Annotated in this window: 9 protein-coding genes; 2 read left to right on the top strand and 7 right to left on the bottom strand. The window is 72.0% G+C overall.

Annotated elements, in window-relative coordinates; genetic code table 11:
* The 4 genes from EEJ42_RS03840 to EEJ42_RS03825 all read right to left on the bottom strand — a co-directional run.
* The coding region (locus tag EEJ42_RS03840) for a type I polyketide synthase (protein WP_425472843.1) at nucleotides 1-6,998 on the bottom strand (6,998 nt) is incomplete at its 3' end.
* A 256-nt stretch (nucleotides 6,999-7,254) separates the two neighbouring features.
* Nucleotides 7,255-8,811 (bottom strand): PH domain-containing protein, encoded by a 1,557-nt coding sequence (locus EEJ42_RS03835; RefSeq protein WP_246096023.1) that lies wholly within the window; start codon nucleotides 8,809-8,811, stop codon nucleotides 7,255-7,257.
* Nucleotides 8,808-9,308, bottom strand: coding sequence for a PH domain-containing protein (locus EEJ42_RS03830; protein ID WP_123098598.1), 501 nt, complete (start codon nucleotides 9,306-9,308; stop codon nucleotides 8,808-8,810). The genes EEJ42_RS03835 and EEJ42_RS03830 overlap by 4 nt, the downstream gene beginning before the upstream one ends.
* A gap of 78 nt (nucleotides 9,309-9,386) precedes the next feature.
* The gene (locus EEJ42_RS03825) at nucleotides 9,387-9,953 is read right to left on the bottom strand and encodes a hypothetical protein (RefSeq protein ID WP_123098597.1); all 567 of its coding nucleotides are present in this window, start codon (nucleotides 9,951-9,953) and stop codon (nucleotides 9,387-9,389) included.
* A gap of 170 nt (nucleotides 9,954-10,123) precedes the next feature.
* On the opposite strand from EEJ42_RS03825, the gene EEJ42_RS03820 reads away from it, so the two are divergent.
* Together EEJ42_RS03820 and EEJ42_RS03815 are read left to right on the top strand one after the other, a co-directional pair.
* Nucleotides 10,124-11,368, top strand: coding sequence for a sensor histidine kinase (locus EEJ42_RS03820; RefSeq protein WP_246096022.1), 1,245 nt, complete (start codon nucleotides 10,124-10,126; stop codon nucleotides 11,366-11,368).
* Nucleotides 11,361-11,990, top strand: a complete 630-nt coding sequence (locus EEJ42_RS03815; protein ID WP_123098595.1) for a response regulator transcription factor — start codon at nucleotides 11,361-11,363, stop codon at nucleotides 11,988-11,990. The genes EEJ42_RS03820 and EEJ42_RS03815 overlap by 8 nt, the downstream gene beginning before the upstream one ends.
* 39 nt (nucleotides 11,991-12,029) lie before the next feature.
* Here the strand turns inward: EEJ42_RS03815 and EEJ42_RS03810 are convergent, their stop codons facing one another.
* From EEJ42_RS03810 to EEJ42_RS03800, 3 genes are all read right to left on the bottom strand, one after another.
* Nucleotides 12,030-14,843, bottom strand: coding sequence for a helix-turn-helix transcriptional regulator (locus EEJ42_RS03810; RefSeq protein WP_246096021.1), 2,814 nt, complete (start codon nucleotides 14,841-14,843; stop codon nucleotides 12,030-12,032).
* A gap of 127 nt (nucleotides 14,844-14,970) precedes the next feature.
* Complete coding sequence (locus EEJ42_RS03805) at nucleotides 14,971-15,732, bottom strand: thioesterase II family protein (protein ID WP_123098593.1); 762 nt, start codon at nucleotides 15,730-15,732, stop codon at nucleotides 14,971-14,973.
* Nucleotides 15,733-15,880: 148 nt separating this feature from the next.
* A partial coding sequence (locus tag EEJ42_RS03800) for an FUSC family protein (RefSeq protein ID WP_123098592.1) occupies nucleotides 15,881-17,435 on the bottom strand: 1,555 nt, incomplete at its 5' end.

Raw genomic sequence — 17,435 nt, 5'->3', positions numbered from 1 at the left:
TGCCCCGACAGGAAGTCCGGCGTCACACCCCACGCCTCGACCAACCGGAACAACGCCACCTCGACCGCGAACAACGCAGGCTGCGTGAACCCCGTCTGGTCCAGCACCGCAGCATCATCCCCGAACAGCACATCCCGCAGCGGCCGCTCAAGATGCAGATCCAGATGCGCGCACACTTCATCCAGCGCATCCGCGAACACCGGATAGGCGTCGTACAGCTCACGCCCCATCCCCAGCCGCTGACTGCCCTGCCCCGTGAACAGGAACGCCACCGTGCCGTCGCCCGCCGCACCCTCGACCAGGCCGGGCACACTCTCGCCGAGGGCCAGAGCCTCCAGGCCCGCGAGGAACTCCTCGCGGTCGGCGGTGACGAGCGCCGCGCGCTGCTCCAGCGCGGTGCGGCTGGTGGCGAGCGAGAAGGCGAGGTCGGCCGCGCTCAGGTCGGGGTGGGCCCGGAGGTGAGCGGCCAACTGTGCGGCCTGGGCGCGCAGCGCCTGCGCGTCCTTCGCCGACAGCAGCCACGGCAGTGTGGCGAGGTCACGCCGTTCGGACACCGTGGCGGGAGCCTCAACCGCCGGGGCCTGCTCGATGATGGTGTGCGCGTTGGTGCCACTGAGACCGAACGACGACACACCCGCGCGGCGCGGACGGCCCGTGTCCGGCCATTCCCGCGTCTCGCTCAGCAGCGCGACCGCACCCGACGCCCAGTCCACGTGCGGCGACGGCTCATCCACATGCAGGGTCTGCGGCAGCACGCCATGGNGCGCGACCGCACCCGACGCCCAGTCCACGTGCGGCGACGGCTCATCCACATGCAGGGTCTGCGGCAGCACGCCATGGCGCATGGCGAGGACCATCTTCATCACGCCCGCGACACCGGCAGCCGCCTGCGTGTGCCCGATGTTGGACTTGATGGAACCCAGCCACAGCGGCTGGTCCCCGGACCGGTCACGGCCGTACGTCGCGAGCAGCGCCTGCGCCTCGATCGGGTCGCCCAGCGTGGTCCCCGTACCGTGCGCCTCCACCGCGTCCACCTCGGCGGCCGACAGACCCGCACCGGCCAGCGCCTGCCGGATCACCCGCTGCTGCGACGGGCCGTTCGGCGCCGTCAGACCGTTCGACGCACCGTCCTGGTTGATCGCAGAACCCCGCACCACCGCCAACACCGGGTGGCCATGGCGACGCGCATCCGACAGCCGCTCCACGAGCAGCATGCCGACGCCCTCGCCCCAACCGGTGCCATCGGCCCCGGCCGCGAACGCCTTGATACGGCCATCCGCCGCCAGCCCGCGCTGACGGCTGAAGTCCACGAACGCCTCCGGCGTGGACATCACCGTCACACCACCGGCGAGCGCCATCGAGCACTCACCGCTCCGCAGCGCCTGCACGGCCATGTGCAGGGCGACCAGCGACGACGAGCACGCCGTGTCGACCGTGACCGCCGGGCCCTCGAGCCCGAAGGTGTACGAGATCCGCCCGGACACCACGCTCGCCGCGTTGCCCGTGCCCAGGTGGCCTTCGAGTTCCTCGGGCGGGGTGGAGACGAGCCCGGGGTAGTCCTGTCCGTTGGTCCCCGCGAAGACGCCGGTGCGGCTGCCGCGCAGCGCCACCGGGTCGATGCCCGCGCGCTCGAACGCCTCCCACGACGTCTCCAGCAGCAACCGCTGCTGCGGATCCATGGCGAGGGCCTCGCGCGGCGAAATACCGAAGAACGCCGCGTCGAAGTCCGCGACGTCGTACAGGAAGCCGCCCTCCCGCGTGTACGAGGTGCCGTGACGGTCCGGGTCCGGGTCGTACAGCCCCGCCAGGTCCCAGCCACGGTCCGCCGGGAACTCCGCGATGGCGTCCCCGCCCGCCGTGAGCAGCTGCCACAGCTCCTCCGGCGTCCGCACCCCGCCCGGGAAGCGGCAGCTCATCGCCACGATCGCGATCGGATCGTCATCGACGGCCACGGCCACATCGCCACCCTGGACGGTGGCGGTCTGAGTACCGATCAGCTCCGTGTGCAGATGCTCGGCGAGGGCGGCCGCCGACGGGTAGTCGTAGATGAGCGTGGCGGGCAGCCGCAGGTCGGTCGCGGCGCCGAGCCGGTTGCGGAGTTCGACGGCGGCGAGCGAGTCGAAGCCCAGCTCCTTGAAGGCGCGCCCGGCTTGGACGGCCTCGGCCCCGTCGTGCCCCAGCACCGCCGCGACGTGCGTACGCACCAGGTCCAGCAGCGCGCGGTCCTGTTCGGCCCGCGGGAGGCCGTTGAGCCGCTCCCCCAGGGGAGAGGCGGCGTCGGCGTCGGTGATCACGCGCCCGGTGTCCGGGCCGTTCGCGGACTGCGGTGCGGCGGTCTCCGGCAGGTCGGCGATCAGCGGGCTCGGCCGTACGGCGGTGAGGGTGCCGACGAAGCGGTCCCAGTCGATGTCCGCGACCGTCACGGACGTGTCGCCGTGGTCGAGCGCCTGCTGAAGCGCGGTCAGCGCCAACTCCGGTGCCATCGGCGGCAGGCCCTCGCGACGCATACGCCGCTCCAGCGCGTCGTCCGCGGCCATGCCACCGTCGGCCCACGGACCCCATGCGATCGACGTGGCGGGCAAGCCCTCGGCGCGCCGCCGCTCGGCCAGCGCGTCCAGGTAGGCGTTGGCCGCCGCGTAGTTGCCCTGACCGGCCGCACCCACCGATCCGGTGATCGAGGAGAAGAGGACGAACGCCGAAAGGTCCAGGTCACGCGTCAGCTCGTCCAGGTGGTGCGCGGCGTCGACCTTCGCGCGGAGCACCGAGGCGAACCGCTCGGGGGTGAGCGAGTCCAGGACGCCGTCGTCCAGCACACCGGCGGTGTGGATGACGGCGGTCAGCGGCAGCTCCTCCGGCAGCGACGCCAACAGCTCCGCCAGCGCATCCCGATCAGCCACATCACAGGCCGCAACCGTCACCCGGGCACCCGACGCCGACAGCTCATCCCGCAGCTCGGCCGCACCCGGAGCGTCCGGACCACGACGGCTGCTCAACACCACATGCTCGGCGCCACTCGCCACCAGCCACCGCGCCACCCGCGCGCCCAACGCACCCGTACCGCCCGTGACCAGCACCGACCCCGTACCGGGCCGCCACGAACCACCCGACGACGCGGACCCCGAGGCCCGAACCAGCCGACGCCCGAAGACCCCCGACGCCCGCACCGCGACCTGATCCTCACCGCCACCACCGGCCAGCACCCCCGCGAGCCGCGCAAGCGCACGCTCATCCACCGACTCCGGCAGATCGACCAACCCACCCCACCGCTCCGGCAGCTCCAACGCCGCCACCCGACCCAGACCCCACACCAACGCCTGGCCCGGAACCACAAGCCCGTCCGAACGCCCCACCGACACCGCACCACGCGTCGCCACCCACAACGGCGCACCCACACCCGCATCACCCAACGCCTGCGTCAACGCAGCCGTCCCCAGCAACGCATCGACGTCCCCGAGGGCCAGCAGCGACACCACACCCGTCACCGCCACGTCGCCAACCGCCGCGCGCAGGCGCTCGGCCACCGCGCCACGCTCGTCCCCGGCGCCCAGCTCGACGAGCCGCACATCGACGCCCCGCTCGGCCAGCATCCGCACCACACCCGCGGACCACACACCCCCGGCCTCACCAGCCGGAACCACCACCACCCAACAACCACCCGGCACCCCGGCCGACCGATCCCTCACCGGCCGCCACGACACCCCATAACGCCAACCATCCACCGCCGTACGCACGGACTCCTGCCGCCGCCACGACGACAACGCGGGCAGCGCCTCACCCAGCGACAGCCCCGGATCCACCTCCAACTCCGCAGCCAGCGCGGCCACATCCCCGCGCTCCACCACATCCCAGAACCGCCCATCGGCCGCATCGCCCGATGCGGCGGGGGCCGTGGCGACGGGGGCGTTGAGCCAGTAGCTCTGGCGCTGGAAGGCGTAGGTGGGCAGGTCGACGGTCGTCGCGCCGGTACCGGCGTACGGGGCGGCCCAGTCGACCTTCTTGCCCCGTACGTACGCCAGGGCCAGGGCCGCGGTGAAGGTCTCGCCCTCCGGGCGGGAGGCGCGCAGCGCAGACCCGTACCGCGCAGCGTCGGCGTCGGGCAGGCAGTCCTGCGCCATGGCGGTGAGCACGGCGTCGGGGCCGAGTTCCAGGAAGGTGGTGGCGCCCTTGTCGGCCAGGGTGTGGACGCCGTCGAGGAAGCGCACCGCGTCGCGGACGTGGCGTACCCAGTACTCGGGCGAGCACAGCTCCTCGGCGGTGGCGAGCCGCCCGGTGACGGTGGAGACGAGGGGGATGCGCGGCGGCGCGTACTCCAGCACCTGGGCGACGCGCCGGAATTCGGCGAGCATGCCGTCCATGAGCGGGGAGTGGAAGGCGTGGCTGACCGTGAGCCGCTTCGTCTTCCGACCCTGCGCCTCGAACGACGCCGCGATCTCGACAGCGGCGTCCTCGTCACCCGAGATGACGACCGACGCGGGCCCGTTGACCGCGGCGATGCCCACCCGCTCGGTGAGCAGCGGCGCCACCTCGTCCTCCGACGCCTGCACCGCGACCATCGCGCCACCGGCCGGAAGCTCCTGCATCAGACGGCCGCGCGCCGCCACCAGCGCGGCGGCGTCCTCCAGCGACAGCACACCCGCCACATGCGCGGCGGCCAGCTCGCCGATCGAGTGTCCGGCGAGCAGGTCGGGGCGCAGCCCCCAGGATGCGACGAGGCGGTAGAGCGCGACCTCGATGGCGAACAGGGCGGGCTGGGTGTAGTCGGTGCGGTCGAGGAGGGCCGCCTCGGGCGAGCCCTCCTCGGCGAAGAGCACGTCGAGGAGCGGGTGTTCCAGCTGCTCTTCGAGGTACCAGCAGGCGTCGTCGAGGGCTTCGGCGAAGACGGGGTACGTGGCGTACAGCTCGCGGCCCATGCCGAGGCGCTGGCTGCCCTGTCCGGTGAACAGCAGGGCGAGCTTTCCGGCGGCGGGGGCGCCCTGGACGACGGCCGGTGTGTCGCCGCCCGCGGCCAGGGTGCGCAGCGCGGCGAGGGCGCCGTCGCGGCCGTCGGCGAGGACCACGGCGCGCTGTTCGAAGGTGGCGCGGGTGGTGGCCAGGGAGTGGCCGATGTCGGTGAGGGCGAGGCCGGGGTGGGCCTCCAGGTGGTGCCGCAGCCGTTCGGCCTGGGCGCGGAGGGCGTCGGTGGTCTTGGCCGACAGGACCCAGGGCAGTACGGCGGGTGCGGGGGCGGTGTCCTCGGTGGCCTGCTCGGCGTCCTCATCGTCGGCGGGCGGCTGCTCGATGATGGCGTGGGCGTTGGTGCCGCTCATGCCGAACGACGACACGCCCGCGCGGCGCGGGCGGCCGGTCTCCGGCCACTCCCGCGCCTGCGTCAGCAGTTCGATGTCGCCCGCGGCCCAGTCGACGTGCGGGGTGGGCTCGTCGATGTGCAGGCTGCGCGGCAGTTCGCCGTGGCGCATCGCCATGACCATCTTGATGACGCCGCCGACACCGGCGGCGGACTGGGTGTGGCCGATGTTCGACTTGAGCGACCCGAGCAGCAAAGGCCGGTCCGGGTCCCGCTCCTGCCCGTACGTGGCGAGCAGCGCCTGCGCCTCGATCGGGTCGCCCAGCGTGGTCCCCGTACCGTGCGCCTCCACGGCGTCCACGTCGGCGGCCGACAGCCCCGCAGCGGCCAGGGCCTGGCGGATGACGCGCTGCTGGGCGGGGCCGCTGGGGGCGGTGAGGCCGTTGCTGGCGCCGTCCTGGTTGATGGCCGTGCCCCGCACGACGGCCAGCACGCGGTGGCCGTTGCGCCGCGCGTCGGACAGCCGCTCCACGAGCAGCATGCCGACGCCCTCGCCCCAGGCGGTGCCGTCGGCGGCGGCGGCGAACGGCTTGCAGCGGCCGTCGGGCGCGAGGCCGCGCTGACGGCTGAAGGCGATGAAGGAGCCGGGGTTGGCCATGACGGCGACGCCGCCGGCGAGGGCGAGCGGGCATTCGCCGTTGCGGAGGGCCTGGACGGCGAGGTGGAGCGCCACCAGCGAGGAGGAGCACGCGGTGTCGACGGTGACGGTGGGGCCCTCGAAACCGAAGGTGTAGGCGATGCGGCCGGAGGCGACGCTCGCGGCGTTGCCGGTGACCAGGTAGCCCTCGAAGCCCTGCTCGGCCTCGTGCAGCCGGGGGCCGTAGTCCTGCGTCTCGGCGCCGACGAACACCCCGGCCCGGCCGCCGCGGAGCACCGCGGGGTCGATACCGGCGCGCTCGAACGCCTCCCAGGAGGTCTCCAGCAGCAGCCGCTGCTGCGGATCCATGGCGAGGGCCTCGCGCGGCGAAATACCGAAGAACGCCGGATCGAACTCATCGGCGTCGTGCAGGAATCCGCCCTCGCGGGCATAGCTGCTGCCCGCCCTGTCCGGGTCGGGGTCGTAAAGACCGGCGAGATCCCAGCCCCGGGTCACCGGGAATTCGGAGATGACGTCTTTTCCGTCGGCGACGATATCCCACAGCTCTTCGGGCGAGCCGATCGAGCCGGGAAATCGGCAGCTCATTCCGATGATGGCGATGGGCTCGTCGTCGGCGATGGGGCCGCGGACCGCCTCGGCCGAAGGCGCGTCGTCCCCGGAGTCCGCGCCGAGGAGTTCGGTCCGCAGATGGCGGGCGAGGTCGGCGGGGGTGGGGTGGTCGAAGGCGAGGGTGACGGGCAGGCGCAGTCCGGTGGCGGCGGTCAGCCGGGCGTGCAGGTCGACGGTGGCGAGGGAGTCGAAGCCCAGGTCGAGGAAGGGTCGCTGGGGGTCGAGGACGTCGGGCGCCTTGTCCTTGAGGGCCTGGGCGACGACCTCGCCGACCCATGCGGTGAGGGCCTCGGCGCGCTCGGCCTCGGGGAGTTCGGCCAGCCGGGCCCGCCACTGGGAGGCTCCGCGGGAGGCTTCATCGGGGCCGCTCCCCCGCTTTTCGGTGTGCTCGTGCGTGAAATCCACGGACTCACTCACCATCGCGCGCCCCATTACCCTCGCAGACATAAACCAAACCGTAGGTCAGCCTTACACAGGGCGGTGCGGCAAGAAACCCCTTCAAACCCCCTATGGCCCCCTACCGTGCCTGGGGAGCCCCTTATCCACTGCGCGCCACACAATGGCCGCGTTTAATTAACCAGAGTGCACGAGAATTCCGGTGGCGACAAGGAACTCGCAGAAATAAAGACCTTCAGTCACGTTCAGAGGTGGAGGGGCGGCCTCTCGGTCCGCCCCTCCACCTCTCGGGGGATCGCCAGTTGGTCTAGTGGGGTCGGTGTCCGTCGGGCACCCGCTCGACGAACGGCGCCAGCAGCCGCGGTACCGCGGTCTCGGCGAGGGCGATTCCCTGGCTTTCGGTCACGTCGTGGACCTTGTACACGCCGTCGCCCGCGGCGGTGGTGGCGCCGAGGGTGAGCAGCCCCTTCCGGCGCTGGAACGCGGACCGGGTGATGGTCCAGCCGATGATTCCGTCGCGCTGGAGGGCGGCGGTGCGGCGGGCGAACGTACCGCTGGAGGCGATCAGATAGCGGCCCCGGATGCCGTGTCCCAGGCCGCGGTACGCGTCGAGCGCGAATCCGACCAGGAGCGGCAGCACCACCGCACCGGAGAAGATGCCCATGACGATCAGCCACGAGCCGAGCCACACGCCGAGGCCGATCTGCACGGCAATGATCAGGGCCGTCCAGAGGAGGGCGCGGTTGACCCGGCGCCACATGGCGGCCTGCGGGTGCCGGGTGAGCCCCTGGCGTTCGATGAGGCCGGGGCCCGTCGGCAGCGTCTCGGCGGCGACCCGCAGGGCCTCGCCGCGCGGGACGGGCGGGGTGAGGGCGCGGCGCCTGCGGTTGTCCTCCAGGTTGCCCAGGCCGCTGGCGACGGCGTTGAGCTTGGCGCCCTTGGCCCAGCGCAGCGGGATCGGCTCGACCAGTTCGAGGCCGCGCAGCCGCTGTTCCTCGATGCTGACGGAGCGGGTGGCGAACAGTCCGCGGCGGACCCGGAGGATCCCGCCGTCCTCGCGCCGCAGTTCGTAGCCGTACCAGTTCTCGATGAAGGTGGCGGTGGAGCCCGCCATGCCGAGGGCGACGAGGACGACGACGCACACCAGGATTCCGTACCAGAGGGGGACGGAGCCGAAGCGGTTCTGGAGGTCCTTGACGATGCCCAGTTCGAGCGGGTCGACCTGCATCTCGTGCAGGGTGCGGTACACGCTGCTGGCAGCGATGAGGACACCGCCGACGCCCCAGACGGTCAGCGGGCCGTAGCGCAGCCAGGACCAGTCGAGTTCGCAGAGGCGGCCGTCGCTGTCGGCCACCGGGCGGGCCCGGCCCGCGTCGCGCAGCTCGATGATGCGGCGGCGCAGCGCGCGGGCGTCGGCCCGGGTGATGCCGTCGAGCGAGAACCGGCGGCCCGCGTTGTCGCTCTGCTCCCCGGTGTCCAGTCGCAGCGTGGTGAGGCCGAAGAGCCGGTGGACCGGGTTGGCGGTCATGTCGACGCCGCGGATGCGGGCGACGGGGATCGAGCGCCGGCTGCGGAAGACCAGGCCCGAGTGGAGTTCGAAGCGCTCCTCGGTGAGCCGGAAGCGGGTGGTGAACAGCCGCATCAGCCCGATGCCGCTGATGACCAGGAAGGTCACGAACAGCGAGCCGAGGGTGATGATGATCTGGAGGTTGGTCTTGCCGCCGGTGAGCGCGAGGCTGGCGAAGAACATGGCCAGCGGCGCGGCGAGGATGGACAGGTTGACCAGGAGCAGCCGGCCGTTCAGCCGCTCCCAGTCACGGCCCGCCGCGTGGGCGGGCCGCCGCACGTCGGTGTCGGCCATCATGTGGCGTCTCCCGGTACGGCCTGGGTGGTCCGGGTCAGGTACTCGACCAGATCTCCGGCGACCTTGTGGTCGATGCCCTTGATCTTCACCGCCGCCGCGGAGGAGGCGGTGGTGACGGTGATGCCGGAGAGGCCGAACATCTGCTGGAGCGGGCCGCGCAGGGTGTCCACCGTCTGGACGCGGGACAGCGGGACGACCCGCCACTGCTGCCACAGCCACCCGGAGGCCGCGTACACGGCCTCGTCGGTGGCCTCCCAGCGGTGCACCCGGTAGCGCCAGGCGGGCATGACCGCCACGTAGAGGATCCCGGGGACCAGCGAGATCAGCGTGGCCCACATGAAGAACGTCCGCGTGGGGGGAATCGAGGCCCACAGGATGCCGAAGGTGAGCGGCAGGGGCAGGGCGAAGAGTGACGACTGGAGCGTCCACCAGCCGAGAGCACGGCGGTCGACCCGGTGGCGAGGAGGCCGGAGCCTCACGTTGTCGTTGTGTTCCACTGCTTCACCCTGTTCCTGCGTCAGACGTCGTCGCGCCTGCCCCGTCCGGGACTGGTGGACCATGAAACCAGGCTCGGTTCAGACCGAGGCGCCGCTGGTGGCCGGCTCGGCCGACTGGCCACCCGTGGTGGTGCCGTCGTTCAGCTTGCGCATCTTGACGAGCAGGACGGCGGTACGGGTCAGCACCATGGCCAGCGACATGAAGACGAACGCGTTGGCGTAGGTGTCCTGGCCGCTGATCTTGTAGTCGATGGAGAACTTGACCAGGTCCATGGTGAACCAGTGCTCGGCGCCGTAGGCGAAGATGATGCGTCCGCTGGAGAGGACGATCCACACCAGGGCGTAGCCGATGCCACCGATGGTGTACAGCTCGCCGGAGGAGGAGTCCTTGAAGGCGGGCAGCAGCACACCGGCGATCAGCCCGCAGATGACGCCGGTGCCGACGCCGAGGAGCTGGAGGGACAGGTCGTTGCCCTTCGTCGGGAACGACTCGACGAAGATCGCGATGACCACGGCCACCGCGATGACGGACCGCACCATGCGCATCGTGGTGATGCGGCGCCGGCCGATGTCGGTCGCGAGGATGATGATCAGAATCGTGCCGCTCGCGATCAGCGCGGACATGAACTGACTCATCTGTGGCATAGGTGACCTTCTTTCAAGCCAGGGGGACGACGTGCTTCGTGGCTTGACACGTGCTGTCTAACCGATACCAACGCTAGAAGCGGAGCGCGCGCCACGGGACGACCGAACGGTGGGTTCCCCCTGTCAACCGTCCGGTGGACACGGTGGACACGCGTGGTAGTACTGAGGCCGTGCGCACTCACTCTCCGGGGGAGGAATCGGCGACCGGCGCGTATTACGGTCCCGAGTCCGGAACCCGCTGGTTCGGCCTGTGGGACGGCTTCTTCGCCGTCTCCTACCTCGTCACCGCGACCCTGCTGCTGCTCTCCGGCGGCTCCCAGCCGCTCGCCGCCGTGGCGATCGGCTCGTTGACGCTGACGGTCCCCTGGTACGCGGCGCTCGGCCGCGCCCTGATGATCGAGGACACCTACGGGCCGCGCAACCTGGTCTACGCGATCGGACTGGTGGCGCTGTTCTCCGTCACCACGGCGTTCAACCTGGTGGGCGCCTTCGCGCTGTTCGCCGTCATCCCGATGCTGATCATGAGCCTGCCGATGAGCTGGGCGGTCGCGATGGCCACGATCGCCAATCTGTGCCCCGTCCTGGTGGTGGCGGTCAGCGGTGAGGCGCTGGGCCTGAGCGTCTGGGGCGTGCTGCCCGTCTCGCTGCTGAGCATCGCGCTGTCGGTGCTGCTGGGCCTGTGGATCAAGCGGGTGGTGCGGCAGAGCAAGGAGCGCGGGCTGCTCATCGAGGAACTGCGGCGCAGCCGGGAGCGGGTGGCCCGGCTGTCCCACGAGGCCGGTATCTCCGCCGAACGCGAGCGGCTGGCCCGGGAGATCCACGACACCCTCGCGCAGGGCCTGACCAGCATCATCAGCCTGGTCCAGGCGGCGGAGTCGGAGGTGCACGGCGCACCGGACCAGGCGGTGAACCATCTGTCGCTGGCCGGGCGGGTGGCCAAGGAGTCCCTCGCCGAGGCCCGTGACTTCGTGGCGGCCCTCACCCCGCCCGCGCTGCGCGGCGGCTCGCTGGTGCAGGCGGTGCGCCGTCAGGCGGACGGGCTGATCGCCGAGACCGGCCTGGAGGTGCGGTGCTCGGTCAGGGGCGAGGAGCAGCCCATGCCGATGGCGGTCAGCGTCGTGCTGCTGCGCTCGGTGCAGGAGGCGATCGCGAACGTCCGCAAGCACGCCAAGCAGGCCCGTACGGTGGATGTGATCCTGGTCTTCGACGCGTCCGGCGTCCGGCTGCTGATCCGCGACGACGGCGAGGGCTTCACCCCGGACGGCACGCAGGAAGGCTACGGGCTGCGCGGGATGCAGGCCCGGATGGAGGAGATCGACGGAATGGCGTCCATCACCAGCAGCCCCGGGCGGGGCACCACCGTCGAGGTGAACGTGCCGGCGACGGCGCTGGCCGGGGAGGCAGTGAATGGCTGACCAGGAGATCCGGGTCCTGCTGGCGGATGACCATCCCGTGGTGCGGGAGGGCCTGAGCGCCATGCTGGAGTCCGCCGACGGCATCACCGTCGTCGGACAGGCCGGTTCCGGCGAGGAAGCAGTGGTCCAGGCGATGGCCCTGCGGCCGGACATCATCCTGCTGGACCTGCGCATGGGCGGGATGGACGGGGTCGAGGCCACCACGCAGATCCTCGGCAAGGTGCCCGGCTGCAAGGTCGTCATCGTGACCACGTACGAGGATGACTCCGACATCCTGCGCGCGGTGGAGGCGGGCGCCGCGGGCTATCTGCTGAAGGGCAGTTCACGCCAGGAGCTGATCGGCGCCGTACAGACCGCGGCGCGCGGCGAGACGGTGCTCACCCCGTCCCTCGCGGGCAAGCTGCTGCGCACCCGGGTGGCCGAGCCGTCCCCGCTGTCCGGCCGGGAGCGCGAGGTGCTGCGGCTGGTCGGCCAGGGGCTGACCAACGCGGAGATCGGCGCCAAGCTGTTCGTGGCCGAGGCCACGGTGAAGACGCATCTGCTGCGTTCGTTCAAGAAGCTCGGCGTCTCCGACCGCACGGCGGCGGTGATGACGGCGATGGAGCGCGGACTGCTGTCCTGACCCTCCGCTGACCTGCCCCTCCCGCTGACCTGACCGTGCCTATACGGTGCCCGTCAGGCTGCTGTCGGAGAGCTTGGCGGGCAGATCGCGGCGGCGCTTGACGTTCAGCTTGCGGTAGATGCGGGTCAGGTGCTGCTCCACCGTGCTGACGGTGACGAACAGCTTGGAGGCGATCTCCCGGTTGGTGTTGCCGTGCGCGGCCAGCAGCGCGACCCGCACCTCCGCCTCCGTCAACGCCTCCACGTCGCGCTGCGGTTCGGCGTCGCCGCCCGGCTGGGCGGGGGCCGGGGCGAGTTCGCCGGAATCCGCCTGCCGGGGCATCAGCTCCCGGCACAGCGGCTCGGCGCCGCAGGTCTTGGCCACGTGCCAGGCCTTGCGGACGAAGACCCGGCCCCGGTTGAAGTCGCCCAGCGCGCGGTAGGCGCGGCCGAGTTCACCGAGGGCGACGGCGAGCTGGATGCGGTCGTCGCCGCCCTCCAGCACCTCGACGGCCTCCTTGAGCCGCGGCAGCCGCCGCCTGAGCTGGTCGGTGCGGGCCAGGACGACCAGCAGCGCGCCGCGCAGCCGGGTGTCACCGGCGCCCCGACGCAGCTGTTCCTCGGCGAGGGAACGCGCCTGGGCGGGGTTGCCGAGGGCGAGCCACGCCTCGGCGGCGTCCAGCCGCCACGGCGTCAGCAGGGGCGTGTCCATGCGCCAGGACTCGGCCAGCTCCCCGCACGCCTGGAAGTCGCCGAGGGCGGCGTGGTAGCGGCCGGTGGCCAGGTGGCAGCGGCCGCGGGCGCGCAGGTAGTACATCCCGGGGACGGTGCGGAACAGCCCGTCGGGGAGGGGCTGTTCGAGCAGCGCCATGGCCTCGTCGTGGTGGCCCATCCCGGTCTCGGCCTGGATCAGCGCGGACAGCAGCAGGCCGATGCCCACCCCCCAGCCCGGGGCGGGGATCTGCGCCAGGGCGCTGCGCGCCTGGTGCGCGGCGACCTGGAGGTCGCCCTGGCGCAGGGCGATTTCGGCCCGTACGGCGGACAGCATCGCCTGCCAGGCGGGGACGCTGCGGGAGGAGCATTCGCCGAGCAGCCGTTCGCACCAGGACAGGGCGAGGTCCAGGCGGTCGACGACGACGAGCGCGTACAGGGCGATGACCAGCGGCTGGAGGGTGTTGTCGCCGAGGTGGTAGCGCTGGAGGACGCGTTCGGCCTCGATGACCGCCTGGTCGGCCCGGCCCTCGGTGAAGGCGGCGGTCAGGGTGGCGGCGGCGTGTGCGTGGGCGAGGTCGGCCACGTCGTGGGGGGAGCCGGTGGCCTTCGCGGCGCCCGCGCCGAGGGTGGGGAGGCGGTCGCGCAGCGGCGGGCTGAGCATCGTCAGCCACTGGACGGAGGCCGAGAGGGCGGCGCTCATCGCGGGGTCGCCGCCGTCGCCGGCGCCGGGGCCCGCCGTGCGGTTCAGCGCGGTGATGGCGTCGGCGGCCGCGTCCAGCCGCCCCGACCAGGCGAGGTACGAGGCGATGGGGGCGATGTCGCGCGGGGCGAGCCAGCCCTTCTCGGCCTCCTCGGTGAGCGACGGCAGATAGCCCTCGGCGACTGCCGGGCCGACCCGCCAGGCGACGCTGACGAGCCGCGCCTTGAGGGCGGTACGGGTGGGGCCCGGCTCGCACGCGTGGTGGGCGTGTTCGAGGCAGCGGAGCGCGACGTCGACTTCCTTCTGCACCAGCGCGTATTCGGCGGCCTCGCGCAGGACGGGCACGGTCCAGGACTCGCCGTCCTGGCGGGCGCGGACCAGATGGCGGGCGACGTCGAGCGCGGAGGCGCCGTCGGCGTGCAGCAGCCGGGCGGCCCGGGCGTGCAGGTCGTGGCAGAGGGCGGCGGGGGCCGCGTCGAGGACGGCGGTACGGGCCACCTCGTCGCGGAACCGGCCGTGTTCCAGGATCCCGCACTCGTGCAGGTCCTGGACGCCCTGCTCGACCGTGCTGACGTTCAGGTCGAGGAGGCCGCTCAGGGACCGCGGGGAGCGGGCGTCGCCGAGGACGGCGACACCGCGGGCGATCGCCGCCACATCGGGCTCGCCGCGGTACAGACAGCCGAGGACGGCCTGGGCGAACGCCTCGCCGGGCGCCGGGCGCTGGAGGGCCTCGCCGTGTTCGCCCCCGGCCCGCCAGTCGTCCAGCAGGGCGCGCAGCAGCAGCGGGTTGCCGCCGGAGAGGCGGTGGCATTCGGGGGCGAGCCGGGAGGCGACGGGGGCGGACAGCGTGTTCGACAGCGCCTCGGCGACGCCCGCCTCGGTGAGCATGGGCAGCCGCATCCGCACACAGTTGGGCTGGCGGAGCAGTTCGGCGTGAAAGGTCAGCTGCTGCTGGCGCAGCCGGGGGGATTCGGTGAGGACGATGAGAACCCTCGCCTGGCGGACCCGGCGGGCGAGGTGGAGCAGGAATTGCAGGGAATGGTCGTCGCCGCAGTGCACGTCGTCGACGGCGATGACGAGGGTGCGTTCGTCGACCAGTCGCAGCAGCACCGAGGAAATCTGGGACATCACGTGCATGCGCGCCGCGGCGGTACTCTCCGGGCCGATGTCGGAAAGCAGGGCGACCGCCTCGGAGCGGACGTCCGGGGGCATCGCGGCGTTGTCGAAGATCTTTCGGAGAATACCGAAGGGTAGTTCGCGTTCGGCCCGCGAACCGGTCACTTCGAGGAGCAACGCACCGCTTTCGATGGCCTGTTCGGCAAAGCTGTCCAGCAGCCGGGTCTTTCCACTGGCCACCGCGCCGCTGACAAGCGCCAGCCGACCTCTGCCCTGTGTGGCGCCGTGCAGCATGTCACGCAGGACGGAGAGGCGGCTCTCCCATTCGAAAAGGTTTGCGGGCACAGGTCTTATCCCCCGATGAAGCATCACCTCATGCCCCCGGCGGTGACGCCGGGGGCCGGAAACGTGACGCAGGGCTTTTCTTGCGTTTCGATCGTGCTGACGAATCGTCGCCGGGGTGAGGGCCGGGTCAGGGCCTCGACACCGAAAGCGCCTCGGATACCAGGTTCGTAATCTCCGCTTGATGGTTGGCCAAGAAGAAGTGACCGCCGGGGAACACCCTGATGTCGAACCCGCCGGTGGTGTGCGACCGCCACGCCTCCGCCTCGTCCCGGCTGGTCCTGGGGTCGCTGTCGCCGGTCAGCACGGTGATCGGTGCGCGGACGGCGGCGTCCGGCTCGGAGCGGTAGGTCTCGATCGCCTTGTAGTCGCTGCGGATCGCAGGCATCACCATGCGCAGGATCTCCTCATTTCCGAGGACCCGTGCATCGGTTCCGCTCAGCACCTTCATTTCGCGCACGATGCCGTCATCATCACGCCGGTGCACATTCTCGTCCCGGTAACGGGACGGCGCCCGGCGGCCCGAGGCGAAGAGGACGACCGGGGAGAACTCCGGGTCGGCCGCCTCCAGCCGACGCGTCACCTCGAACGCGAGGACGGCGCCCATGCTGTGGCCGAAGAAGGCGATCGGCAGATCGAGCCAGGGCTTCAACTCCGCGGCGATGGCGTCCGCGTACTCCCCGATGTTTTCGATCCGCGGGTCCAGACGCCGGTCCTGACGCCCCGGATACTGGAGGGAGAGGACGTCGACGGACGGCGAAAGCGCCTGGGACACCGGGAAGAAGAACGACGCCGAACCCCCGGCGTGCGGCAGACAGACCAGCCGCACACGGCTGTCGGGCGCCGGATGGAACCGTCGTATCCAGACGCTGTCTTCTTGCTGAGCACCCATGTACGTGAAAAGTCTTTCCCTGGTGAGGTTCGCCGTCGCAACAGCCGCTCAACACACCAGCACACACCAGAAGATGACGCGCCGGAAGATGCGCCGGAAGAGGCTGCCCCTAAATGTTCTAACACGACAATTCATGTAGGGGGCACCCCTAATGCGAGGGGTCACCCCCACGAGTGGGGTCTTGGAGCGCGCGCTGCTGCCGCGCGCCCCCCGCGAGCGCCTCCGCCAGGTCGTCCAGCGCCTCCACCAGCAGCTCGGCACTGCGCACCGCGACCCCCTGCCGCTCCCCGGCGCGCTCCTGCCAGTGCTCCAGCGACTCCTGTACGGCGGTCCAGTCCAGCGGCCGCCGCTCCCGTACCGCCTCCACGGCCTTCGGGACCGCCGTCCGCAGCGCCGCCGCGAACTCCTCGGCCTCCGGCGACGGGGCCGCATCGCGGTCCGGAAGATGCGCCTCCAGCAGCATGGTGACCCGGCCCGTGGTGGACAGCGCGGTCTGCGCCGCCTGCGCCGCCCGGCGGCCGAGCCCGCGATGGCGCACCGGTTCCCGGCGGGCCCGGCCCTCCAGTTGCTCGTACTCGCTGCGGGCCGCCCGCGCGTCCAGCAGCGCCTCCCGCACCTGGCGGGGGCGGCGCTCGGCGGGGCGGGCGTGGGCGTCGAAGACGGCGATGGCGTACTGGCCGCCCGTGGCCAGCCAGTCGGCCAGCCGGTCGCGCAGCAGCGGGGTCTCCCAGGCGGGGAACACCACGTACGAGGCCATCGCCATCAGCCCGCCCAGCAGCGTCAGCGCCACCCGCGCCTGCACGGTCTGGCCGACCTCCGCGCCCGCGATGCCGAGCAGGAAGACCACGTACGCGCTCACGCACAGCGAGGCCACGATGAAGCCGGTGCGCAGCAGCATGAACATGAAGGCCGCGCACACCACGGCCAGCGTGGCGCTGACATACGGGTCCGGGTGGGCCAGCGTCACCACCAGCCCGCCGATCAGGACCCCGGCCAGGGTGCCGCAGAAACGGGCGACCCCGCGCGAGAAGGTCTGGCCGAAGTCCGGGCGCAGCACCATCACCGAGGTCAGCGGCGCCCAGTAGCCGTGGCCGAACGGCAGCACGGCGCCCAGCAGATAGCCGCAGACCGCCACCACCGTGAGGCGCACCGCGTGCCGCAGGATCCGCGAGTCCCAGCGGGCCTCGCGGCGCAGGGCCCGCAGCGCCACCGGTATCAGGCCGGGAACGGTGGGGCGGGGCAGATGGCGGCGGTCCTTGGTGCCCTCGGAGGTCACCGCCTCCACCCGCTCGTCCGAGGACTCCACGACATCGTTCACCAGGGCCATCAGCTTCAGCGCGGCGCGGCGGGCCGCGCCGTTGAGCATCGGGCCGCTCTCCGGCACCTCCAGCACCGCCATCGCCTCGGGCGGCAGCCGGACCGGCCTGCTGCGGCGGACGGCGTGGGCCACCGCGTCCAGCACGGTGGCGGTCGCGGCCAGCAGCTCGCGCACCCGGTCGCGCTCGGGCCCGAGCATCGGGGCGCCGACCACCGGGTCGGCCATCGAGGCGAGCACCGGCCGGATCCGCTCGGCCAGCAGCCGGTAGCCGCGCAGCTGGCTCGGGCGCCGCTTCGCCGCGCGCGGGGTGACGGCGGCGGCGCTGCGGGCGTCCATCAGCGGCTGCGGGCCGTCGTCCAGGGCGGCCAGGGCGAGTTGTGGATCG

Origin of the sequence: Streptomyces botrytidirepellens (genome assembly GCF_003721215.1) — a bacterium.
Lineage (GTDB): Bacteria > Actinomycetota > Actinomycetes > Streptomycetales > Streptomycetaceae > Streptomyces > Streptomyces himastatinicus.
The sequence above is the reverse complement of the archived record's forward strand: the minus strand, read 5'-3'. Positions and strand labels throughout refer to the sequence as shown.